The organism is Pseudomonas sp. SDO5271_S396, from assembly GCF_054071795.1.
Genome location: NZ_JBSVWB010000040.1, coordinates 1 through 23063, shown reverse-complemented (window position 1 = coordinate 23063; position 23063 = coordinate 1). Strand labels below are relative to the sequence as shown.

20 protein-coding genes and 1 tRNA gene are annotated in these 23063 nt (G+C 61.0%); 8 read left to right on the top strand and 13 right to left on the bottom strand.

Features of this window, described 5'->3' with window-relative positions; translation table 11 throughout:
* Positions 1-86: 86 nt before the first annotated feature.
* The 4 genes from ACW9IN_RS22830 to ACW9IN_RS22815 all read right to left on the bottom strand — a co-directional run bounded on the left by ACW9IN_RS22830 (position 87) and on the right by ACW9IN_RS22815 (position 3319).
* Positions 87-1349, bottom strand: a complete 1263-nt coding sequence (locus tag ACW9IN_RS22830) for an OprD family porin (protein WP_457367935.1) — start codon at positions 1347-1349, stop codon at positions 87-89.
* A gap of 291 nt (positions 1350-1640) precedes the next feature.
* Positions 1641-2498 (bottom strand): copper homeostasis membrane protein CopD, encoded by an 858-nt coding sequence (copD, locus tag ACW9IN_RS22825; RefSeq protein WP_457367934.1) that lies wholly within the window; start codon positions 2496-2498, stop codon positions 1641-1643.
* Between the two features lie 3 nt (positions 2499-2501).
* Positions 2502-2867: a copper homeostasis periplasmic binding protein CopC gene (gene copC, locus ACW9IN_RS22820; protein ID WP_457367933.1), complete on the bottom strand. Its 366-nt coding sequence runs from the start codon at positions 2865-2867 to the stop codon at positions 2502-2504.
* Positions 2861-3319: a GNAT family N-acetyltransferase gene (locus ACW9IN_RS22815; RefSeq protein ID WP_457367932.1), complete on the bottom strand. Its 459-nt coding sequence runs from the start codon at positions 3317-3319 to the stop codon at positions 2861-2863. Before ACW9IN_RS22815 ends, copC begins: the two co-directional genes overlap by 7 nt.
* 143 nt (positions 3320-3462) lie before the next feature.
* Between ACW9IN_RS22815 and ACW9IN_RS22810 the strand changes: the two genes are divergently transcribed.
* Positions 3463-4083 (top strand): TetR family transcriptional regulator C-terminal domain-containing protein, encoded by a 621-nt coding sequence (locus tag ACW9IN_RS22810; RefSeq protein WP_457367931.1) that lies wholly within the window; start codon positions 3463-3465, stop codon positions 4081-4083.
* A gap of 150 nt (positions 4084-4233) precedes the next feature.
* Here the strand turns inward: ACW9IN_RS22810 and preA are convergent, their stop codons facing one another.
* From preA to hydA, 3 genes are all read right to left on the bottom strand, one after another.
* On the bottom strand, positions 4234-5508 hold the full coding sequence (preA, locus tag ACW9IN_RS22805) for an NAD-dependent dihydropyrimidine dehydrogenase subunit PreA (protein WP_457367930.1): 1275 nt from the start codon (positions 5506-5508) through the stop codon (positions 4234-4236).
* Positions 5508-6875 carry an NAD(P)-dependent oxidoreductase gene (locus ACW9IN_RS22800; RefSeq protein WP_457367929.1) on the bottom strand — a complete coding sequence of 456 codons (1368 nt, stop codon included), beginning with the start codon at positions 6873-6875 and terminating at the stop codon, positions 5508-5510. The genes preA and ACW9IN_RS22800 overlap by 1 nt, the downstream gene beginning before the upstream one ends.
* A gap of 146 nt (positions 6876-7021) precedes the next feature.
* Complete coding sequence (gene hydA, locus ACW9IN_RS22795) at positions 7022-8461, bottom strand: dihydropyrimidinase (RefSeq protein ID WP_457367928.1); 1440 nt, start codon at positions 8459-8461, stop codon at positions 7022-7024.
* A 590-nt stretch (positions 8462-9051) separates the two neighbouring features.
* On the opposite strand from hydA, the gene ACW9IN_RS22790 reads away from it, so the two are divergent.
* A complete protein-coding gene (locus tag ACW9IN_RS22790) occupies positions 9052-10539 on the top strand; it encodes an NCS1 family nucleobase:cation symporter-1 (RefSeq protein WP_457367927.1) in 1488 nt (495 codons plus the stop codon).
* A 154-nt stretch (positions 10540-10693) separates the two neighbouring features.
* The gene (locus ACW9IN_RS22785; RefSeq protein WP_457367926.1) at positions 10694-11977 is read left to right on the top strand and encodes a Zn-dependent hydrolase; all 1284 of its coding nucleotides are present in this window, start codon (positions 10694-10696) and stop codon (positions 11975-11977) included.
* Positions 11978-12068: 91 nt separating this feature from the next.
* Here the strand turns inward: ACW9IN_RS22785 and ACW9IN_RS22780 are convergent, their stop codons facing one another.
* The 3 genes from ACW9IN_RS22780 to ACW9IN_RS22770 are packed head-to-tail and all read right to left on the bottom strand — an operon-like array spanning position 12069 to position 17851.
* Complete coding sequence (locus ACW9IN_RS22780) at positions 12069-13487, bottom strand: efflux transporter outer membrane subunit (RefSeq protein WP_457367925.1); 1419 nt, start codon at positions 13485-13487, stop codon at positions 12069-12071.
* A complete protein-coding gene (locus tag ACW9IN_RS22775) occupies positions 13471-14640 on the bottom strand; it encodes an efflux RND transporter periplasmic adaptor subunit (RefSeq protein WP_457367924.1) in 1170 nt (389 codons plus the stop codon). The genes ACW9IN_RS22780 and ACW9IN_RS22775 overlap by 17 nt, the downstream gene beginning before the upstream one ends.
* Positions 14630-17851: an efflux RND transporter permease subunit gene (locus ACW9IN_RS22770; RefSeq protein ID WP_457367923.1), complete on the bottom strand. Its 3222-nt coding sequence runs from the start codon at positions 17849-17851 to the stop codon at positions 14630-14632. Before ACW9IN_RS22770 ends, ACW9IN_RS22775 begins: the two co-directional genes overlap by 11 nt.
* 226 nt (positions 17852-18077) lie before the next feature.
* Here ACW9IN_RS22770 and ACW9IN_RS22765 point away from each other — a divergent pair, with 226 nt between their 5' ends.
* Positions 18078-18488 (top strand): PA0061/PA0062 family lipoprotein, encoded by a 411-nt coding sequence (locus ACW9IN_RS22765; protein ID WP_457367922.1) that lies wholly within the window; start codon positions 18078-18080, stop codon positions 18486-18488.
* Here the strand turns inward: ACW9IN_RS22765 and ACW9IN_RS22760 are convergent.
* Positions 18485-18646, bottom strand: a complete 162-nt coding sequence (locus tag ACW9IN_RS22760; RefSeq protein WP_457367921.1) for a hypothetical protein — start codon at positions 18644-18646, stop codon at positions 18485-18487. The genes ACW9IN_RS22765 and ACW9IN_RS22760 overlap by 4 nt on opposite strands.
* A gap of 190 nt (positions 18647-18836) precedes the next feature.
* Between ACW9IN_RS22760 and ACW9IN_RS22755 the strand changes: the two genes are divergently transcribed.
* The gene (locus ACW9IN_RS22755; protein WP_457367920.1) at positions 18837-19499 is read left to right on the top strand and encodes a peptidase C39 family protein; all 663 of its coding nucleotides are present in this window, start codon (positions 18837-18839) and stop codon (positions 19497-19499) included.
* 58 nt (positions 19500-19557) lie between these two features.
* On the opposite strand, the gene pbpG is transcribed toward ACW9IN_RS22755, so the two are convergent.
* On the bottom strand, positions 19558-20481 hold the full coding sequence (gene pbpG / locus ACW9IN_RS22750) for a D-alanyl-D-alanine endopeptidase (RefSeq protein ID WP_457367919.1): 924 nt from the start codon (positions 20479-20481) through the stop codon (positions 19558-19560).
* A gap of 325 nt (positions 20482-20806) precedes the next feature.
* On the opposite strand from pbpG, the gene ACW9IN_RS22745 reads away from it, so the two are divergent.
* Together ACW9IN_RS22745 and ACW9IN_RS22740 are read left to right on the top strand one after the other, a co-directional pair.
* A complete protein-coding gene (locus ACW9IN_RS22745; RefSeq protein ID WP_457367918.1) occupies positions 20807-21274 on the top strand; it encodes a Panacea domain-containing protein in 468 nt (155 codons plus the stop codon).
* Between the two features lie 26 nt (positions 21275-21300).
* Entirely contained in the window at positions 21301-21735 is a 435-nt protein-coding gene (locus ACW9IN_RS22740; protein ID WP_457367917.1) for a hypothetical protein, read from the top strand.
* 42 nt (positions 21736-21777) lie between these two features.
* Here the strand turns inward: ACW9IN_RS22740 and folD are convergent, their stop codons facing one another.
* Entirely contained in the window at positions 21778-22632 is an 855-nt protein-coding gene (gene folD / locus ACW9IN_RS22735; protein ID WP_457367916.1) for a bifunctional methylenetetrahydrofolate dehydrogenase/methenyltetrahydrofolate cyclohydrolase FolD, read from the bottom strand.
* 275 nt (positions 22633-22907) lie between these two features.
* Here folD and ACW9IN_RS22730 point away from each other — a divergent pair.
* Positions 22908-22984 (top strand) — tRNA-Arg (locus tag ACW9IN_RS22730).
* Positions 22985-23063: the final 79 nt, after the last annotated feature.

Genomic DNA, 23063 nt, shown 5'->3' with positions numbered 1-23063 from the left:
GGCGGTGTTCCCACGCGGAGCGTGGGAACAATCAAAATACCCGCGGGCAAGCCTGGCTTCCACATAAGCCAGCCACATTGCCCAGGTTACAGCAGCGAAATCGGGTAGCTGATAAAGATCCGATTCTCATCGAATTCGTTATTACTGAAATCCCGACGCATCGTCGAATTGCGCCATTTGATATTCAAGTCCTTCAACGCACCGCTCTGCACCGTGTAGGCCAGCTCCGATTCTCGCCCCCATTCCTTGCCATCGGTGATCGCCCCGGTGTGCACATTACTGCCGCTGATGTAGCGGTTCATCATGGTCAGCCCCGGAATGCCCAGCACCACGAAGTTGAAGTCATGGCGCACTTGCCAGGACTTTTCCTTGGCGTTGTCGTAGCTGGCGTTGTAGCTGTCGTTGGCCAGGGTGCCGCCGCTGGTGCCGTTGACGCGCATCCATACACTGTCGCCGGTGAGTTTTTGCAGGCCCACATAAAAGGTGTTGCCGTTGTAACGGGCCGAGAGCAGGGCGAAGGCGGTCTTGTTATCGAGGTCGCCGGCCAGGGCGCTGCCGTCTTCCTTGCCGTGGAAGAAACCCAGGTTGGCGCCCAGGGTCCAGTCACCCACCGGCTGGCTGTGGGTCAGGTTGAAATACTGTTGCTGGTAGATATCACTGAGTTCGGCGTACCACAGGCCGACTTGGGTGCGTTTGTCGTTGAAGGTGTATTCGCCGCCGCCGAAGTTGAAGCGGTCTGACGTGAACGCGGCTTTGCCGTTCATGAACATGTCTTCCATGCTCGCGTCGTTGCGTGGGCTATTGCCGCGAAACTGCCCGCCGTAGAGCGTCAGCCCGGCGATTTCACTGGAGGTGACCTGCCCGCCACGGAAGGTCTGGGGCAAGGAGCGACCATCGTCGGAACGCAGGATCGGCAGCACCGGCATCCATTCGCCGACCTTCAGTTCGGTCTTCGACAGCTTGGTTTTCAACGCCACGCCCAGGCGCCCGAAATTGTCGGCCGGGCGGCCATCGTCGTGTGTCGGCAGCAACTGGGTACCGGCGGTGCCTTTGCCGCCATCGAGCTTTTGCGAATACAGGCCAAGCACATCGATGCCAAAGCCGACGGTGCCCCGGGTGTAGCCGGACTTGGCGTCGAGAATGAAGTTCTGTGTCCATTCTTCGGCCTTGGCCTGGGGGTTACTGGCGTTGGTGAAATTCCGGTTGAAGTAGGCGTTGCGCAGATTGAGTGTGGCCTTGGTGTCATCGACAAACCCTTCGGCCTGGGCGGTCAGGGGGAGGGTGAACGCCAGGCTGCTGAAGCCGATAAGACCGAGACGCGAGGAAGAATTGCGGGCGAGTTGACTCACAGTGAAGCTCCCTTTCTTTTGTTGTTTTTATTATTTGTCGTACGTCGTCGTACAACATTGCGCGAATATTTGCGGGGTTTTATTAGGCTGTCAAGCAGAAGTTATACGATGACTAGGGTGATGTTGCTTGCAATGCAAGTACTGCCCGTGTGGCAGCTGGCTTGGCGGATTGCCGCACCGCTGCGATAGCTTCATCACGGTGTAACTGACGCACCGCAGTGCCTGCATCGCGGGCAAGCCCGGCTCCCACACAAGCCGGCTCACACGCTGGATGCAATTCGGCGAGCGTCTTCAGCCCGCAATGACCATGGGCGGCAGGGTGCCAAGGAGGGAAACCGCGGCTACTGCTGAAACACCCAGTAACCATTCCAGCAACACGCTGGCCTTCAAGCTGCCCAGGCGTTGTTCGCAGTGCTCGATGCGCAGGCGATTCAAGAGGGCCAGGGCCAGCATGCCCAGTACCAGCATCACCTTGATCAGCAGAATCAGCGCAAAGCCGTCGAACAAGGGCGTCGGCCACAACTGGCCGGTGAGTACGCGCACGTTGATCAGCCCGGTGACCAGCAAGCCGGCGACCAACCCGTAACCCACGCCGCTGAAGCGTTTGAGAATCGGCGCCAGGGCCAGGCGTGGCGTGTGCCGCAGGATCAGCACCAGCAACAGCAGGCCGCCGAGCCAGGCGCCGACGCACACCAGATGCACCACTTGGTTGAGGATCAGCAATTGCCCGTCCAGCCCGCTGAGCATGGCGCCATGGCCGACAGGGGCAAGGGTGCCCAGCAGCAGGGCGAGCAATGGCAGGCGCAACGCGGGCCAGGGTTTGATCAGTACGATCACCAGCAGCAGGTTCAGCAGCAGGTGCCAGACCCACACCTTTCCGAAAAAGGTGTTACTCAGCACCAGCCTAACGGTGTCCGGTTGGGCCGCCGCGTCCCAACCTCCGGCCATGCTGGCGGTGATCAGCAGCAACCAGGCCACGCCGGAACCCAGCCCGAGCCAGGCCAGGCCACGGGTGATGCGCAGCAACTGCCGGTCGAGGGCCGGTTGCGGTTCAGCGCCCAACAGCCAGGGCCTGAATACCCAGGCCCCGAACATCAACAACACGACGCTGAAATGCAGTAAGCGGCACAGCACCAGCAGGGTCGCCATGGGTTATTGGCCGACCTTGAAGCTGTATTCACCGTTGCTCTTGTGGGTGTCGACCGAAACGGCGTTCCACACCACTTTGTAGTTGCCGGCAGCCAAAGGCGCGGCAGGCGTGACCACCAGCACCTTCTTGTCGGTGTCCGGTGTTTCCAGGCCCTTGATGGCGACTTCGGTGCCGTCCTTGCTCAGGGACACTTTAGTGAAGGTGGCTTCGACGCCTTCGCTGAACGTCAGGCGCAGGTCTTTTGGTGCGGCGACGCTGCTGTCAGCGGCCGGCTCCGAGCTCTTCAGGTGAGCATGGGCGAACACCGCCGATGCGCCGAACAGGGAGGCCAGCAGGGTGACGGTGGTGAGGGTTTTCTTGATCAGCATTGTTCAATACCTTCGGTGGGTAGCGCCATGTGCAACAAGGGAAAGGGCTTGCCCTCGCCGTCCAGCGGCGAGCGCGCGACCTGGATAAAACCATAGTGCAGGTAGAAGCCCACGGCCTGTGGGTTTTGCTCGTTCACATCAACAGTCAGCGTGTCATGGCGTGCGCGGGCGTGGTCGAGCAACTGACGACCAATGCCCTGGCCACGGCGGTCGGGGTCGATGAACAACATCTCCACGTTGTGCCCGCCGGTGCCGACAAACCCGGCGATGCCAGAGGCGTCTTCGTACACCCACACATCGAGAGCGGGCATGGGCAGGTAGGTGTCGCGCACCAGGGGCAGCAGGCGCTGGATGTCATCTTCAGGGAGAAAATCATGGGTGGCCCGTACCGAGCGCTCCCACAGTGCTCCAAGCACTGGGTCGTCAGCGGCCACACGAGGTCGGATAGTCATGGCAATGATCCTTCATGGGGACAGCGATGCTAACCAATCCGAATTCGACCGGGAAGGTTCGCGTAAGAAGTTTCATTAAGGCCTGTCGCCCCGATCTAGAGCCGGTGGTAGTCTTGACGCCATATTGTTGTCAGGGAGCCCTTATGGGCAATCACAAGATTGGTATTCGTCGGGTCAACGTCGAAAAAATCCTGTTGGCGGCGGAGAAGATCTTCGCCGAGAAGGGCTATGGCAGCACCGCCATGGCCGATATCGCCGAAGAAGTGCAACTGCCGCGTTCCAACCTGCATTACTACTTCACCACCAAGAGTGAGCTGTACAGCGCGGTATTGTTCGACTTGCTCGAAGTGTGGAAACAGGACGCCCTGAGTTTCGAAACCTTCGATGACCCGCGCGTGGTGCTCAGCAGTTATATCCGCGCCAAGATGCAGCGCTCGCGCACGCGGCCCTATGGATCCAAAGTCTGGGCCAATGAAATCATCCACGGCGCACCGACCTTGGGTGAGGCGCTGGATGAAAGCCTGTACGACTGGGCCAAGATGAAGGAAGCGAAAATTCGTCAGTGGGTGGACGACAAACGCATCCTGCCGGTGGAACCGTCGAGCCTGCTGTACATGATCTGGGCCTCGACCCAGCACTATGCCGACTTCGATCACCAGGTGAAGATTTTGAACGATCACCAGCCGCTGTCGGACATGCAGTTCGAAAAGGCGATTCAGTCGGTGACCGGGGTGATCTTGCGGGGGATTGGCCTGGAGCCTTGAGCGGTTTGCAGTGAGGTGGGCTGTTGTGGATACGATCATTCCCACGCTCCGCGTGGGAATGCTGGCATGGACGCTCTGCGTCCGCTGTTGAGCGCGCGACGCGGAGCGTCACTGGATGCATTCCCACGCGGAGCGTGGGAACGATCAGGCCTACACAGCCTCCCGATAGGGATTGCGCGGATCCTGCGTCCAGTTCAGAAACGGCTTGCCGGTGTCCATCGGCACCATCTCGATACAGTCCGCCACCGGGCAGGTGATCTGGCACAGGTTGCAGCCCACGCACTCGTCATCTATCACTTCGTATTTATGCGTGCCATCGGCCTGTTTCAAACTGGCGATGGCCTGGTGTGACGTGTCTTCGCAGGCAATATGGCAGCGGCCACAGCCAATGCAGGCTTCCTGATCGATTTTGGCGATGACCTGATAGTTGATGTCCAGGTACTTCCAGTCTGTGGTGTTGCCTACCGCGCGCCCGGAAAATGCCTGCAAGCTGGTGTAACCCTGACTGTCCATCCACCGCGACAGCCCGTCCTTCATTTCTTCCACGATGCGAAAGCCATGCAGCATCGCTGCCGTGCACACCTGCACCGCGCCGCAGCCCAGGGCGACGAACTCGGCGGCATCGCGCCAGTTGCCGATACCGCCAATGCCGCAGATCGGCAGGCCGTGGGTCTGCGGGTCGCGGGCGATTTCGGCGACCATGTTCAACGCAATCGGCTTGACCGCCGAGCCGCAATAGCCGCCGTGGGTACTTTGAGTGCCGACCACCGGCAGGGCGACCATGCGTTCCAGGTCCACGCTGGTGATGGAGTTGATGGTGTTGATCAGCGACACCGCATCGGCGCCGCCGCGATAGGCCGCGCGCGCCGCCACACGGATGTCGGTGATGTTCGGCGTGAGCTTGACGATCACCGGCAGTGAACAATAGGTCTTGCACCAGCGCGTCACCTGTTCCACATACTCCGGCACCTGGCCAACCGCTGCGCCCATGCCGCGTTCGGGCATGCCGTGGGGGCAGCCGAAGTTCAGTTCGATGCCGTCGCAGCCGGTGGCTTCCACCAAGGGCAGGATGCGTTTCCAGGACTCCTCGACGCACGGCACCATCAGCGACACGATCAGGGCGCGGTCCGGCCAGTCCTTTTTCACCTGGGTGATTTCCCGCAGGTTGATCTCCAGGGAGCGGTCGGTGATCAGCTCGATATTGTTGATGCCCAGCACTTCACGGTTGGCGCCGTAGTGGGCCGAGTAGCGTGATGACACGTTGACCGCCGCCGGGTCTTCACCGAGGGTTTTCCAGACCACGCCGCCCCAGCCGGCTTCAAAGGCGCGCACGACGTTGTAGGCCTTGTCGGTGGGCGGCGCAGAGGCCAGCCAGAACGGGTTGGGGGCTTTGATGCCGGCGAACACAATCGAGAGATCGGCCATTACGCAGCCTCCACATTCAGCATGAGTTGGGCGTGCATGGCCTCGGCGGCCAGCTTGCCGTGTTGTACCGCTTGCACCGTGAGGTCCTGGCCGAGGCTGACACAGTCACCACCGGCATATATGCCGGGGATGCTGGTGCGCAGCTGTTCGTCGACGAAAATCCGCTCACCCACGCGGTGCAGTTGCTGGGCCAGCGGATCATGCAAGGCCGCGTTGTCGAAGCCCTGGCCGATGGCCTTGAAGATCGCATCGGCGGCCAGTTCGAAGGTTTCGCCGGTGGGGTGCAGGCGACCGTTTTCCATGCGCGTGCGCAAAAAACGCATGCCGCGTACATGGCCCTGCTCATCCAGCAACACGGCTTCAGGCTGGGCCCAGGTCAACAGGCGCACCTGGTTGGCCTTGGCGATGTCCTGTTCGTGGTGGGTGGCGCCCATGTCCGCCAGGCCGCGACGGTACACGAGGTTCACATCCCGGGCGCCGAGACGGGCCATTTGCACGGCCATGTCGATGGCGGTGTTGCCGGCGCCGAGCACGATGCAGCGGTCGGCCAGCGGCAGTTGGGTCAGGTCGTCGGCCTGGCGCAGTTCGCGGATGTATTCGGTGGCGGCGAGCAGGCCGGGGGCGTCTTCATGGGGCAGGCCGAGCTGTTTGCTGGCCGCAAGGCCCAGGCCGAGAAACACCGAATCGAACTGTTGGTGCAGCTCGCTCAGGGTCAGGTTGTCGCCCAGGCGCTGGCTGTGACGAATCTCGATGCCGCCGATCTGCAGGAGGAACTCCAGTTCCTTCTGGGCGAAGTCGTCGACCAGTTTGTATTTGGCGATCCCGTATTCATTCAGACCGCCGGCTTTTTCCCGGGCCTCGAAGATCACCACGTCATGGCCGTGCATCGCGCTGCGATGGGCGCAAGCCAACCCGGCGGGCCCGGCGCCGACCACGGCGATGCGCTTGCCGGTCGGCGCAGCGCGGTGGAAGGGGTGTTCGCTGAAGTGGGCGTTGTCCACCGCGTAGCGTTGCAGCAGGCCGATGAGCACCGGGGCGCATTCTTCGGCATTGTTGCGCACGCAGGCTTGCTGGCAGAGGATTTCCGTCGGGCACACCCGGGCGCAACTGCCGCCGAGGATATTGGCCGAGAGGATTTTCTGTGCGGCACCTTGCACGTTTTCGGTGTGGATATTACGGATGAACGAGGGGATATCGATCTCGCTGGGGCACGCATTCACGCACGGCGCGTCGTAGCAATACAGGCAGCGCGAGGCTTCCAGCTGGGCCTGGCGCGCGTTGAGCGGTGGTGCCAGGTCGGTGAAGTGGCTGGCGAGCGTTGCCCCATCTTCATGGGGATGGGGGAGATGGGTCAGGGTCTGGATCACGGTTTTGGCCTCACGGTTTTTTTGGGCTGCCTCTGGCGGGCATCTTTGTTGTCTGTACTGGCCTCATCGCAGGCAAGCCAGCTCCCACATTTGAAATGGGTTCGCAAATCAAAATGTGGGAGCGGGCTTGCCCGCGATTGGCGGTCTCAGCGCTTTACGGCAGTGGGCCTGGACTGCTCCGCCCGCTTGTTCAACTGCTCGAACACCGCCGGATACGCCGGCCGCTCCACATACCGCCCGGCGCCGCGTTCGGCGCGCAGGTCGCCATCGGCCCAGACCAGCTTGCCCTGGCTGATGGTGTGGCTGGGCACGCCGCGCACGGTCTTGCCTTCGAAGATGTTGAAGTCGACTTTCTGATGGTGGGTCTTGGCGGAAATGGTCCGCGTGTCCTGGGGATCCCACAGCACCAGGTCGGCGTCCGCACCCACGCGGATCGCGCCTTTGCGCGGGTAGAGGTTGAAGATTTTCGCAGTGTTGGTGGAGGTCAGCGCCACGAAGTCCTGCATCGACAGGCGCCCCGTATTGACGCCTTCGTCCCACAGCAGTGCCATGCGGTCTTCGATGCCTGCGGTACCGTTGGGGATCTTGCTGAAGTCGTCACGCCCGGCGGCTTTTTGCTCGGCGCAGAAACAGCAGTGGTCGGTGGCGGTGGTGTGCAGGTTGCCCGATTGCAGGCCGTGCCAGAGTGCTTCCTGATGCCCGCGCGGGCGAAACGGCGGGCTCATCACGTAGCCGGCGGCGGTTTGCCAGTCGGGATGCTGGTACACGCTGTCGTCCAGCAACAGGTGGCCGGCGAGCACTTCGCCGTACACCGGCTGGCCTTTGCCACGGGCGTAGGTGATTTCATCCAGCGCTTCCCGGGTGGACACATGCACCAGGTACAGCGGTGTGCCGATGGTTTCGGCGATGCGAATCGCGCGGCTGGCCGCTTCGCCTTCCACCTGTGAGGGGCGCGACAACGGGTGGGCTTCCGGCCCCGTGATGCCCTGGGCCAATAACTTGCGTTGCAGGTGATACACCAGCTCGCCGTTTTCCGCGTGCACGGTGGGCACTGCGCCCAGTTCCAGACAGCGTTCGAAGCTGGCGACCAGGGTGTCGTCGGCGGCCATGATCGCGTTCTTGTAGGCCATGAAGTGCTTGAAGCTGTTGATGCCATGATGGCTGACCAGCTCGGCCATTTCCTCGCGCACCTGCTCGCTCCACCAGGTGATCGCCACGTGGAAGCCGTAGTCCGAGGCGGATTTTTCCGCCCAGCCGCGCCACTGGTGGAAGGCTTCCAACAGGGATTGCTGTGGATTGGGAATCACAAAGTCGATGATCGACGTGGTGCCACCCGCGAGGCCCGCCGCCGTGCCGCTGAAAAAGTCCTCGCTGGCCACGGTGCCCATGAAGGGCAATTGCATATGGGTGTGGGGGTCGATGCCGCCGGGCATCAGGTATTGGCCGCTGCCGTCGAGTATTTCAGCGCCGGCGGGAATATCCAGGTTCGTGCCAATGGCGCGTATCAGACCGTCAGCGCATAACACATCGGCGCGGTAACTTTCATCATGGGTAACAACGGTGGCGCCACGGATCAACAGCGACATGTCGAGTTCCTCACAGGCATGACCGGCTTGTGCCAGTTCTAAGTGTTGTCATGGATTAACCGGTGGCCGATTAAATCCTGTCATGAGTGACAGGAATAGAAACTAGTCCTAGTTTTTAGATTGATCAAGAAGATTTTTTATAAGCTTATTCATATATTAACTTATTGATTTTTAAGTATAAATTATGAAAATCACCAAAATGTAGCGTGCTCACACCATTTTGACGCACTTGACAGGTTATCGATTTGAGCAACATTTCCTATTGCAAATCAGCCGCTTGAGACATGCCTCTTGACGGGGCTGGTAAATAAAAATAATTGTGTTGCACCAGATTGAGTCCTGGCAGTTCGAGTCACTTCCATCGGGTTTAGCCTGAGCCCCGTGAGAAGTACCGCAGGTTCGATCGGAAAGCTGATAAACATCAGCACGTTATATAAGCGGTGCGAGTTCGGAAGGGGTTGTCGGCACGGATATTGAGTGCACTGGCGGCTGGCCGGACCCGTGATGTCATGTTGTTTACGAGGTACTCCGGCCATCCGGCGCGAAGCGTTGGGTGAGCAACAATAATTCGAAAAAACCGTGGAGCGGCCATGCAACAGAACAGATCGCAAGTCATTGAGCGCAACGGCCTGTACGAACTCGACGCCGGCCCCGACGTCCTCGACAGCCCTCGTTACAACCACGACATGGCACCGACCAAGGTGCACGAACGCACCTGGAACAAGTGGCACATCACTGCGCTGTGGGTCGGCATGTCGATCTGCGTACCCACCTACACCCTGGGCGGCGTACTCACCGCGTATTTCGGTTTGTCGGTGGGCGAGGCACTGATGGCGATTCTGCTCGCCAACATCGTCGTGCTGCTGCCGCTGACCCTCAACGCGTTCCCGGGTACCAAGTACGGCATTCCGTTTCCGGTATTGCTGCGCTCCTCCTTCGGCATCCTGGGTTCCAATGTGCCGTGCCTGATCCGCGCGCTGGTGGCGTGCGGTTGGTTCGGTATCCAGACGATGTTCGGCGGGCTGGCGATTCACCTGTTCCTGGGCTCGATTTTCGAGGGTTGGAAGTCCCTGGGCGGCACCGGTGAAGTGATCGGCTTCATGATTTTCTGGACCCTCAACCTGTGGGTGGTGCTGCGCGGTGCCGAGTCGATCAAGCGTCTGGAAACCCTGTCGGCACCGCTGTTGGTGGCGGTGGGTATTGGTTTGCTGGTGTGGGCGATGCCCAATGTGTCGATCAGCGAGCTGATGGCGATCCCGCCCAAACGCCCTGAAGGCGCAAGCCTCACGGGGTACTTCATGGCGGGTCTCACTGCCATGGTCGGGTTCTGGGCCACCCTGTCCCTGAACATTCCCGACTTCAGCCGCTACGCCAAAAGCCAGAAGGACCAGATCCTCGGGCAGATCTTCGGCCTGCCGCTGACCATGTTCCTGTTCGCGGCCCTCGGCGTGATCATGACCGCCGCTTCGGTGAAACTGGTGGGCGTCAGTGTGTCCGACCCCGTGACTCTGATCGGGCATATCCAGAGCCCGGTGTGGGTGGCCATCGCGATGTTGCTGATCATCATCGCCACCTTGTCCACCAACACGGCGGCGAACATCGTTTCGCCCACCAACGACTTCCAGAACATCGCGCCCAAACTGATCAACCGCACCACGGCGGTGATCCTCACCGGGCTGGTGGGGCTGGCGCTGATGGGGCATGAGCTGCTGAAAAAACTCGGGCTGATCATCTCGGACGTCAGCCTGGAAACGGTCTATTCCAACTGGTTGCTGGGCTACTCGAGCCTGCTGGGGCCCATCGCCGGGATCATGGTGGTGGACTATTTCATTACCCGCAAACAACAACTCGACCTGGCCGGTTTGTACCGCGATGACGTGTACCCGGCGTGGAACTGGAGCGGTTTCATCGCCTTTGGTGTGCCGGTGGTGCTGACGCTGCTGTCGCTGGGCAGCGATGCGTTCAACTGGTTCTACAGCTATGGCTGGTTCACCGGTTCGGCGTTGGGCGGGTTGATGTATTACGGCCTGAATGCCAAGCGCGCGGCCAGCCCGGTCACCGTCAAATCCCCGTTGTAATGCGTTCAATGTGGGAGCTGGCTTGCCTGCGATGGCGGAGTGGCTGCTAAAACAGGGTCAACTGATACACCGCTATCGCAGGCAAGCCAGCTCCCACACAAGCCAGTTCCAAGTTTTGAGTCAGTCCATAAAAATGTAGCCTGAGGAGATCCCCATGAACGCTGCGCTCGACGTTCTGCAATCCACCCATCAGCACATCAACCGCGACCGTTTGTGGCAGTCCCTGATGGACCTGGCCAAACTCGGCGCCACGCCCAAGGGCGGTGTGTGTCGTCTGGCACTGACCGATCTCGACCGCAAGGCCCGCGACCTGTTCGTGCAATGGTGCGAGGACGCCGGCTGCACCGTCACGGTCGATGGTATCGGCAACATCTTCGCGCGTCGCCCCGGGCGCAATCCCAACCTGCCACCGGTGATGACCGGCAGCCACATCGACACCCAGCCCACCGGTGGCAAGTTCGACGGTTGTTTCGGCGTGCTGGCCGGCGTGGAGGTTCTGCGCACCCTTAACGATCTGAACGTGGAAACCGAGGCGCCGCTGGAAGTGGTGGTGTGGACCAATGAAGAGGGTTCGCGCTTTCCGCCGTGCATGATGGGCTCCGGCGTGTTTGCCGAGAAATTCACCCTGGCCGACACCCTGGCCAAGGTCGATGCGGACGGCGTCAGCGTGGGGGATGCGTTGAGCGCGATTGGCTATGCCGGCACGCGTGCCGTCAGTGGGCACAAGGTGGGGGCGTATTTCGAGGCGCATATCGAACAAGGCCCGATCCTTGAGGACGAAAAGAAAACCATCGGCGTGGTGCTGGGGGCCCTCGGGCAGAAGTGGTTCGACTTGAAACTGCGTGGCGTTGAAGCTCACGCGGGCCCCACTCCGATGCACCTGCGCAAGGACGCCCTGGTCGGCGCGGCCGCAGTGGTGGCGGCGGTGAACGCGGCGGCGCTGGGGCATCAGCCCCACGCGTGCGGCACGGTGGGTTGCCTGCAGGCGTATCCGGGGTCGCGCAACGTGATTCCGGGTGAAGTGCGCATGACTCTGGATTTCCGTCACTTGGAACCAGCCCGGCTGGACTCGATGATTGCCCAGGTGCGTCAGGTGATCGACGAGACTTGCGCCAAACATGGCTTGAGTTTCGAGATGGAACCCACGGCGGACTTCCCGCCGTTGTACTTCGACAAAGGCTGCGTGAGTGCCGTGCGTGATGCGGCAAATGGCTTGGGTTTGTCGAACATGGACATCGTCAGCGGGGCAGGGCACGACGCGATCTTCGTGGCCGAACTGGGCCCGGCGGGGATGATCTTCGTGCCGTGCGAAGGGGGCATCAGCCATAACGAAATCGAGAACGCCGCGCCGGATGATCTGGCGGCGGGGTGTGCGGTATTGTTGCGGGCGATGGTGGCCGCGTCCGCCGCAATTGCCAGCGGCAAGCTCGCCGCCTGAAATGCCGTCATCGCAGTGTAAGCCCGCTCCCACATTGAACGGTGTGAACCCGATCGAATGTGGGAGCGGGCTTGCCCGCGATGGCGTTCGATCAGGCGCCGGGTTGCCAGCCGCCGCCCAGCGCTGTGACTAATCCCACGCTCGCCTGCAACTGCCGCGTCTGCACCGCTTGCAACGTGCGCTGCGCCTGCAACGCCGCCGTCTGGGCGGTCACCACATCCAGATAACTCACCGCTCCCGCCTGGTAGCTGTTCATCGCCAGCGCCTGGGTGTGCAGCGCCGCATCTGCTGCCGCTTGTTCATCCTGCGCCTCCTGTTGCAGGTCTCGCAGTTGCCCCAGGTTATCCTCCACTTCGCGCACCGCTTTCAGCACCTGGCTGCGGTACTGCGCCGAGGCCTCTTCGAATTCGGCTTTGGCTTGGCGTTCATTGGCGCTCAAGCGCCCGCCGTCAAAGATCGGCAGATTGACTAAAGGTCCCAGCGCCCAATATCGATTGCCAGCCGAAAGCAGGTTGCCAACCCCTTGGGTCTGTCCGCCAATCAGCCCAGTCAAACTGAAGTCCGGGTACCACGCCGCCTTGGCCACGCCGATGTTGGCGTTGGCGGCGAACACCCGGCGCTCGGCTGCGGCGATATCCGGACGCCGTTGCAGCAGGTGGCTCGGCAACTGCGAAGGGATGCCAGGCAACACGATCAATTGTTGGCTCGGCGGCAGCGTGAAGTTGCTGGCTGCCACCCCCACCAGTTCGCCAATCGCATGTTCGGTCAGGTTGCGCTGGCCACGCACCTCATCCAGTTGCGCCTTGGCTTCGGCCAGCTGGTTTTGCGCGCGGGTCAGGTCCAGTTCCGAGGCAATCTGGCCTTCGTAGCGGCTGCGGGTCAGTTGTAACGCCTGGCTGAAATCCTCCAGTGAGCTGTTGAGGATTCGGCTCTGTGCATCCAGCCCGTTGAGCTGCACGTACAAGGTCGCCAACTGATGCTGCAGGCTCAAACGCGCTACGGCCAGGTCATCGCCGGACGCTTGCGCCTGGGCATCGCCGGCCGCTACTTGGTTGCGGATTTTGCCCCACAGGTCCAGGTCGTAGCTCAACGAAAACCCGGCCGTGTTGCTGTTGTACACCGAAGGCTGCGTGTCGCCGCGCAGCGGTCGCGAGTCCGATTGCCGCTGGCGCAGGGGTTGTGCGCTGGCGGTGATCTGCGGGAACAGGCCGGCGTGCAACTGGCTGGCATACGCCTGGGAGGCATCGAAGTGCGCCAGCGCCGCTGCCAGGTCCGGGTTGGCCTTGAGCAGTTGCTGTTGCAGGTCATTCAGGCGTGAATCGTGGTAGAGCTTCCACCACTCGGGCGCGAGTCGGTCGGATGGTTGCGCGCTGTGCCAGGGGCCGTTGAGGGTCTGCTCGCGATAGTTGGCGGGCAGGTCCGCGCTTGGCACCTTGTACGTGGGCGCCATAGAGCAGCCTTGCAACGCCAGCAGCATCAAGGCCGCGAGGAGCTTAAGCCTTGGGCGCATGCGCACCTCCCGAGGCATCGGCCAGTTGCACCGGGTCGCCTTCGCGCAGCGCATCAGGTGGGTTGTCGATCACGCGATCGGCAGGTTTCAGGCCCTGATCGATCACCAGTCGTTCGCCCAGGTCGAGGCCGATATGGATGGCTTGCAGGTGCACATGGTTCTGCGCATCCAGCACCGCAACCTGAGTGCCTTGGGCACGAAAGATCAGCGCACTGGCCGGGATGCTCACGCCATGGGTGTCTGCCGGAATCGGCAGGGTCGCTTCTGCGTAATCACCGGGCAGCAAGGCGTCGTTGGGATTGTCGACGACGAACTGCGCGAGCAGCGTGCCGGAGCGTCGGTCGATGGCGGTGGAGTCGCCGATCAGCCGCGCCTTGAAGTGCTCGCCCGGGTGTTCCGGTACGGTCAGCTCGGCTTCGAGGCCTGGGTGGATCACTGCCGCATAGTTCTGCGGCACGGGCACATAGAGGCGCAATTGATGGGTGTCGGCGATGTTGAACAGCTCCGGATCGCTGTCGGTATCGGCCTTGATCAGTTGGCCGATATCGGTGTTGCGCGCGGTGATGGTGCCGGCGAACGGCGCGCGGAGGGTCTTGTAGCTTTCCAGCGCCGAGAGGCGCGCGTAGTCGGCGGCGGCCGCTTCGGCGTTGGCCTTGGAGGCAGCGGCGTTGGAGGTTTTTTCGTCAGCTTCCTGGCGTGACACCGAATGGCTGGCCAGCAGGTTCTGCCAGCGCTTGGCAGTCGTTTCGGCCAAGCGTGCGTCGGCTTGTTCCTGGACCAGGCGGGCGTGGGTTTGCGCCAGTTGCTGGTCCAGGTCCGGGCTGTCGATCTCGGCGAGGACTTGCCCGGCTTTGACCTGGGTGCCGATATCGGCTTTCCAGTCCTTGAGGTAGCCACTGACCCGGGCGTGGATCGGTGCCTTGCTCCAGGCTTCCAGGTGCGCCGGCAAGCGCAGTGTGTCACCCGCAGCGTTTTGCCTGGGCTGGAACACCATCACCTGGGGGATGGCGGCGGTTTCCGTCCAGGCGGTCACCGATTGTTCGTGCAGGGTGCGGGCGTGCAGGCCGTTGGCGACCAACAGGGCGGCCAGAGTCAGGCCGCCGGCCCCCATGAGCATCAGACGCTTGCGTGAGGGTTTGTGATCAGACGGCATGGGGCGTTTCTCCAGCAGTGGCGCGAGTAGGATGACGACCGTGGACCAGGCTGAAGACCACGGGAACGAACAGCAGGGTGGCGACGGTGGCGAAGATCAGGCCACCGATCACCGCCCGGCCGAGGGGGGCGTTTTGTTCTTGGGAGATAGCCAGCGGCAGCATGCCGATGATCATCGCCAGGGCGGTCATACACACCGGGCGAAAACGTGTGTAACCGGCTTCCAGCGCGGCCTTGAGCGCATCACCATGTTCAGCCAGGCGCTCCCGGCAAAAGCTCACCACCAGGATCGAGTTGGCGGTGGCCACGCCCATGCACAGGATCGCCCCGGTGAGCGCAGGTACTGACAACGATGTGCCGCTGAGGAACAGCATCCACACGATGCCGGCCAATGCGGCGGGCAATGCAGTGATGATCACAAACGGGTCGGCCCAGGACTGGAAGTTGACCACGATCAGCAGATAGATCAGCACCACCGCGCCGAGCAGGCCGAAGCTCAGGCCGCTGAAGGCTTCGTGCAGTGCATCGATCTGCCCGTGCAGGCTGATCACCGCGCCTTTGGGGCGCATCGAGGCGGTGTCATTCAGCACCTTTTGCACATCACGCGCCACGCCGCCGAGGTCGCGGCCTTGCACGTTGGCGTACAGGTCCAGGGTCGGTTCGATGTTGTAGTGGGTCACCACTGCCGGGCTTTCCACGCGGGAAATGCTTGCCACGCCACCGAGGATTTGCGACTGACCGTCGGCGCCGGTGACCGGCAAGGCTTCCAGCGAGGGCAGGCTGTCGAGGCGGTATTGCGGGGTGGCGGCAACGATCGAATAGGACACGCCGTTGGCCGGGTTGAGCCAGAAGGTTGGCGCGACCTGGGAACTGCCGGCGAGGGAGGCGACCATGTTGTTGGTCACATCCCGCTCGGTGATGCCCAGGCCGTTGGCACGCAGGCGGTCCACGTTCACTTGCAGCGACGGGTAGCCGGTGGACTGCTGGATGCGCAGGTCGGCGATGCCCGGGATATGCGACAGGCGACGCTCCAGCTCGACTGCGTAGGCGCGGTTTTCGGCGTCGCTGCGTCCGGAGATTTTCACGTCCAGCGGAGCCGGCGCACCGAAGTTGAGGATCTGGCTGCTGATGTCGGCGGGCAGGAAGGCGAAGTGGCTGCCGGGGAAGCTTTCGGGCAGGGCTTCACGCAGTTTTTTCACGTAGTCGGCGGTAGGTGCGTGGTCTTTTTTCAGGGTGACCTGAATGTCGCCATCCTGCGGGCCGATGGTACCGCTGCTGCTGTAGGCCATGTCGATGCCGCTGAGCGGGATGCCGATGTTATCGACAATGGTGTCGAGTTCTTCGGCGGGGATGACTTCGCGAATCCGTGCTTCGATGCGGTCGAAGGCAGCCGCGCTCTCTTCGATACGCGTGCCCAGCGGCAGGCGCACGTGCAAGGCCAGGGCACCGGCGTCGGTGGCCGGGAAGAAGTCCTGGCCCAGGCTCGGCAGCAGCAGGAACGACGCGAGGACGCAGGCCAGGAAGCCGAAGATGAAGCGCTTGCGATTGCCCAGTGCCAGCGTCAGCAGGCCGTGGTAGGTGTCGCGGATATTCGAGAAGTGCCGCTCGAAACCCTGCTGGAAATTCAGCAGCGATTGCAGCACGGCATTGCGCGGTTTGGTGTGCTGCTCGCCCTCGTGGTGGTTGATGAAGGCATCTTCCGGGTGATGCCCCGGCCCTTGTTCCGGCACATGGGGCTTGAGCAGGAACATCGCCAGGGTCGGCACCAGTGTGCGCGAAAGTATGAACGAACTGGCCATGGCAAAGATCACCGCCAGGGCCATCGGCCGGAACAGGTAGCCGGCGATGCCTTGCAGCAGGAACATCGGTACGAACACGATGCAGATGCACAGCAGCGAAACGAACGCCGGGCCGACGATTTGCGCGGCGCCGTCGAGGATCGCGGTCTTCACCGCCTTGCCTTGTTCCAGGTGCCAGTTGATGTTTTCGATGGTCACCGTGGCGTCGTCCACCAGAATCCCCACCGCCAACGCCAGCCCGCCGAGGGTCATGACGTTGAGGGTTTGCCCGGTGGCGGCCAGCAGTGCGATGGCCGAGAGCACCGCCAGGGGAATCGACGCGGCGATGATCAGGGTCGAACGCCAACTGCCGAGGAACAGCAGGATCATCGCACTGGTCAGCAGGGCGGCGATGATGCCTTCCTGGGCCACGCTGCCGACCGACTCTTTCACGAACACCGACGCGTCGCCCAGCAGTGATGTCTTCAATGACGGCGGCAGGGTTTCGTTGATGCGCGGCAGCATCTGGCGGATGCCGTCGATGATCGACAGGGTGGAGATGCTGCCGTTTTTCAATGCCGGCATCAGCACGGCGCGGTGGCCGTCGACGCGCACGATGTTGGTCTGCGGTGGCGAGCCGTCACGCACGTGGGCGACCTGGCCGATGGTGATCAGTGCACCGTCGACGGTCTTGATCGGCAACTCGTTGAGTTCATCGATGGCCTTGGGGCTGTTGTTGAGCAGGATCGTGTATTCGTTGGGACCGAGCTTGGCGGTGCCCACCGGGATGATCTGGTTCTGCAGCGCCAGGGCATTGCCCACGTCCTGTGCCGACAGGCCTTTGGCGGCCAGCGCTTGCGGGTCGAGGTCGAGGGTAATCTGCCGTTGTTTGCCGCCCATTGGCGTAGGCATGGCCAGGCCGGGCAGGGCGCTCAGGGGCAGACGGATATTGTTCTGCACCAGGTCGCGGATTTTGGCTTCCGAGAGGCTGGGGCTGGAGAACGCCATTTGCAGAATCGGCACCGTGGAGGCGCTGTAGTTGAGGATCAGCGGCGGCGTGATGCCGGGCGGCATCTGCTTGAGCACGGTTTGTGACACGGCGGTCACTTGGGCGTTGGCGGTGCGGATGTCCACACCGGGTTGAAAGAAGATTTTGACGATGCCCATGCCGGGCAGCGATTGCGATTCGATGTGTTCGATGTCGTTGACGGTGGTGCTCAGGGAACGTTCGTAGGTGTAGATCACGCGGCCCGCCATGGCGTCCGGCGACAGGCCGTTGTACTGCCAGACCACGGCGACCACGGGGATGCCGATATCGGGGAATACATCGGTGGGGGTTCTCAGGGCCGCCATCGGCCCGATGATGCAGATGAATATGGCCAACACGATAAACGTGTACGGCTTTTGCAGTGCGGTCTTTACCAGCCCGAGCATGCGTGAACCTCCGTCGGTGCAGAATTGCAAACCCCGGCAGTCTTGCCCGACCCACCTAACACGCACCTTTCAGCGATATGAAGGAACATTTAGTCAGGGGCTGAAGATCGTTTCATATGTATTCATTTGTTCTACAAAGGGTGGCTCCTCAAGCTTGTAGCCCATCGGACGCGACACAGTTGAGTGCCGTCCACCGCGTTTATCGATGTCCTTTTGGAGCCCTGCCATGTCACTTAAACCTTTGTTGTTGATCCCCGCCCTGGGTGCTGTTTTGCTGCTGTCGGCCTGTGCCGGCCCAATCCCCAAGGCGGATCCGAGCGAAGCCTGGATCGGCCTGAAAGAAGAGGCACCGAATGACCTGATGGCGGAACGTGTGGATGGCAAGCGTGTGGATGACGGACGTTTCTTCGAGGTGACCCCGGGTGATCACAGCCTGGATGTGACGCTGTTCGAGGAGGAGCCCGGCGACGACAACCAGCAGGACTGCCAGGGGCGTGTCGAGTACAAGCACTTCAAGGCGGGTGAGCATTACACCCTGGTGGAGTCCAGCCTGGGTACCACCGTGCGCGCCTCGCTAAAAGACGGTCACGGCAAGGAAGTGGCGGCGACTCAAGACTTCAGTTGTATGCCGGGCTAAGCGTGGTGCGCCGCCGCTTTATGGGGTTTGGCGCGAACCGCAGGTTTGACGTGGGGGTGGTGGTGCCGACGGGTGATGCGCAACACCCCCCACAACATGGCGCCGGCTACCGCCAGCCAACCGCAGACCAACAGGAAAATCGTTGTTGCAAGGCTCATTCGGGCCTCCTTTCGCCCCGTACGGGGCACACACAGTCTTCTCAATGGACAGTCTAGCTACCTGACGGTTGCGTGCTATTGACCAATGGTCGAGTCCGTCCAACTTCTTTGCTATATCCGCACCCGTTGTATCAACACGATTGGGCTATGATCGTGGCCCTTACCGGCAGTTGATCAAGAGGGTAGAAAATTGCGGTTACGGTCGAACCTTAAAACATCCGTGTTGCTGGCCTGTGCCTTGGGCCTGGTCGCGTGCTCCGGGGCCCCGTCGAAGCTGCCTGGCTTGCCGGAGCGTGTCGAGCTCAATGGCGTGCCGACCTTTCGCAGTGAGGCGTATCAGAGCGGTCCTGCGGCTTTGGCCAGCATGCTGTCGCAACAAGGCATTGTGATGACACCGGGTCTGCTGGATAAACCTTTGCGCTTGCCGGGCGCCGAGGCGGACCTTGAACGCAATATGCAGGTGTTGGCGCGTGAGTACGGGCTGATGGTGTACCCATTGGATACCCGGTTGACAGCGGTGCTGGCACAAGTGGCGGCGGGGTATCCGGTGATGGCGCGGATCAATTCGAGCTTCTGGTCGGGGTCGCGGTATGTGGTGGTGGTCGGCTTCAACCAGCAGAAGAGCACCCTGGTGTTGCGCTCGGGACTGGACCGGCGGTTGCTGATGGGGTTCAGCGATTTCGAATCGGCGTGGAAGAGCGCCGGACAGTGGGCAATCCTGACTCAGCGTCCGAGCCAGTTGCCGGCGAATGTGGACGCGCAGCGCTGGCGCGAGGCGGCGAATGCGACGGCCCAGGCCGGCCAGGAGCAGGCGGCGGCGCAGGCCCTGAAAGTGTTGGCGGAGAAAAAGTAAAAAAGAACACTGCAAACCCCTGTGGGAGCGGGCTTGCATTCACAAAGGCATGGCGTGTTTAGCGGCGCACTTCGGCGGCGGTCGGGCGGTTCTTCAGGTTCTTGTCGGCCTTGTAGCGCAGAGCGACGTCAGGCACCGAGCCGCTCTTGCCGGTCTCGACCCAGTTGCGGATACGACCGGCATCGGCGAAATGGGTGAACTTGCCGAAGGCGTCCAGGATAACCAGTGACACCGGACGATTACCCATGCTGGTGACCAGCACCAGGCAGTGTCCGGCCTGGTTGGTGAATCCGGTCTTGGTCAGCTTGATGTCCCAATTGGCGCGGTTGATCAGGTGGTCGGTGTTGGAGAAACCCAGGGTGTAGTTGGGTTTACGGAACGCGACGGTCTTTTCCTTGGTGGTGCTCAGTTGGCTGAGCATCGGGTAGTGGCGCGCGGCGGCCAGCAGCTTGCTCAGATCACGGGCGGTGGACACGTTGTGGATCGACAGGCCGGTGGGTTCGACATAGTGGGTGCTGGTCATGCCCAGCGCCTTGGCCTTGGCGTTCATGGCGGCAATGAACGCTGGATAGCCACCTGGGTAGTGATGGGCCAGGCTGGCGGCGGCGCGGTTTTCCGAGGACATCAGGGCGATCAGCAGCATCTCTTTGCGCGGCATTTCGCTGCCGATTTTCACGCGGGAAAACACGCCTTTCATTTCCGGCGTGTCCTTGATGTTGATGTCGATGTATTCATCCATGTTCTGCTTGGCGTCCAGCACGACCAGGCCCGTCATCAACTTGCTCACCGAAGCGATGGGCACCACCACGTCGGGGTTGCTCGAATAAATGACCTTGTTGGTCTGCAGGTCCACCAGCATGGCACTGCCGGAAGCAATTTGCAGTTTGGAAGTATCACGCGGGGCCAAAGTGGTTTCGGCGGCGTGTGCGAAAGTGCCTGTAAGTGCAAAAAATAGGCTGACAATAGAGAGACGAATTTTCACGCGGGTGAACTCGCTAAAAAAGTAAGGAAATACCGTCCGGGAACGGCTTTTTGATAAATGCCGTTACATTTTAGGAGTATGGATCAGAAAGCGATAGAGAGCCTTTAAATAAAGGCGGTAAGACGATGATTGGTGAGGCTTGTATCGACGAAGTTTGGGGTTGGCGCTTCGAATCGGCTGTGGTTGATCGGGATTGTCGAAAGGTTTTAAGGGCGTCTGTGTTTAGGGTCAGCAGCGTGTCAACATTGGATTGACACGCTATCTTGACTTCGAGAGACTCGCACCTCATTTTCCAGGACTGGTAATTTATACAGGAGGGTAACCGATGAGAGATGCTCGCGCCGTCGCCCAGCAGATCCTGAATGAATGCTGGGCTGCTGGAATAACGGCTGTCACGCCCATGCAGTTGTTGAAGCTTGTGTACATCGCACAGGGTTACATGCTGGCAAGAAATGACGCCCCATTGATAAAAGAACCTGTTGAAGCGTGGCAATACGGCCCGGTGATACGGAGTGTCTATCAGGCTGTCAGGGACTTTCGCTCCGCTCCCGTGACGCATGTCCCCTATGCTCCAACTGAGCAGTTTCTGCCTCAGGAAGTTGCGGTAATGAGAGAGGTTGCGCAAGTTTATGGCGGTGCGGACGGGGTGAAGCTATCCGCCGCCACACACCAACCGGGTACACCCTGGAGCGTTGCCTGGACAACCTCTGGCATGAACTCGATCATTCCCAATGAGAGCATCAAGAATTTTTACCGCTACATCCTGAGCCAGCCTTCTCATTCAATGTTATGACAAGGCAAGTCGAGGGGGCGCCGCCATTGATCACGCCAACCAGTGTATTTGACGCGCCCACCCCGGTTGACGGGTCACCACTTCGTGATGTGTTTGATCGGGAGAAGCTTGCGTTTGAACGCAACAACCTGGATCAGGACCAGCGCCGCCGACACGACAATGATATTCACGGGTTGCGCAAATGGCATGCCTGGCTGTTGTTTGGGTTGACGGTCGGATGGATCGTTTTTCTGTGGGTCGCATTGCTTCTGGACGGGTTTGGACAGTGGTTCTTTCCAATCCCGGGAAGCTACAGATACATAAAATTCAACGTGTCGGATGCGGTCATGATCGCGTTCATGACCTCTACCACGACCACGGTGCTTGGTTTGTACGGCATCGCAGCCTATTGGCTGTACGGACGAGCAAAGTCGGGTGACGCGAAGACACCCCTCAAGAAAGATAAAAAGCCTGGACAATAAAAAGCCCCGCGATAAGGCGGGGCTTTTCAGTACGGCCGGCTATCAGCCGTGCAGGGTTTCTGCGGCGTACAGGGTGTTTTCCAGCAGGCAGGCGCGGGTCATCGGACCGACGCCGCCAGGTACCGGGGTGATCCAGCCGGCGCGGGGCAGGGCGGTTTCGTACACCACGTCGCCGACCAGCTTGCCATCGTCCTGGCGGTTGATGCCCACGTCGATGACAATCGCGCCTTCCTTGATCCACTCGCCCTTGACCAGCCCCGGCTTGCCGGCGGCGACCACCACCAGATCGGCGCGGCCAACGTGGCCGGCGAGGTCCTTGGTGAAACGGTGGGTGACGGTCACGGTGCAACCCGCCAGCAGCAATTCCATGGCCATGGGACGGCCAACGATGTTGGAGGCGCCAACGACCACGGCATCGAGGCCGTACAGATCAACCCCGGTGCTTTCCAGCAGGGTCATGATGCCTTTCGGGGTGCATGGGCGCAGCAGCGGGATACGCTGGGCCAGGCGGCCGACGTTGTAAGGATGGAAACCGTCGACGTCTTTGTCGGGACGAATGCGCTCCAACAGTTTGGAAGCGTCCAGGTGCTCGGGCAGCGGCAGTTGGAGCAGGATGCCGTCGATGTTCGGGTCATCGTTGAGGCCGTCGATCAGCTCGGTGAGGGCCTGCTGGGTGGTGTCGCAAGGCAGGTCGTAGGCCTTGGAGATAAAGCCGACCTCTTCACAGTCTTTACGCTTGTGCGAGACATAAACCTGAGAGGCAGGATCGCTGCCGACCAGGATCACCGCGAGGCCCGGGGTGCGCAGGCCTTGCTGGCGGCGCTCGGTGACTCGTTGGGCGATCTGCTGGCGCAGGCTGGCGGCGATTGATTTGCCGTCGATAAGTTGTGCAGTCATTACGCGTGATTAACCATCGAGAGGGGGAAGAAAAGTGCGCGCATTCTCGCACGCCAAGGCGTGAGGGCAAAGGCGCTTGGTCTGCAAATTGCCCTAACCCCTTAAATAAAATCAGTTTTTTTCAAAAAAGATTTGACGGCTTTCGAGGCCGTCTATACTATTCGTCGCACTTGTCGGGCACAGCCTAGCACTGGTTAAGAAGGTCGAGCGGAATTGTTGTTCTGCAAGGCTGGAAGCACTTAGTTTGTAATCCTCCAAGAGTACAGATTAATAAGGCGCCCGTAGCTCAGCTGGATAGAGCATCCGCCTTCTAAGCGGATGGTCGCAGGTTCGAGTCCTGCCGGGTGCGCCATTAGGCAGCTTTGGCACAAGTAGCGCAATATGGTGGGCGTAGCTCAGTTGGTAGAGCACAGGATTGTGACTCCTGTTGT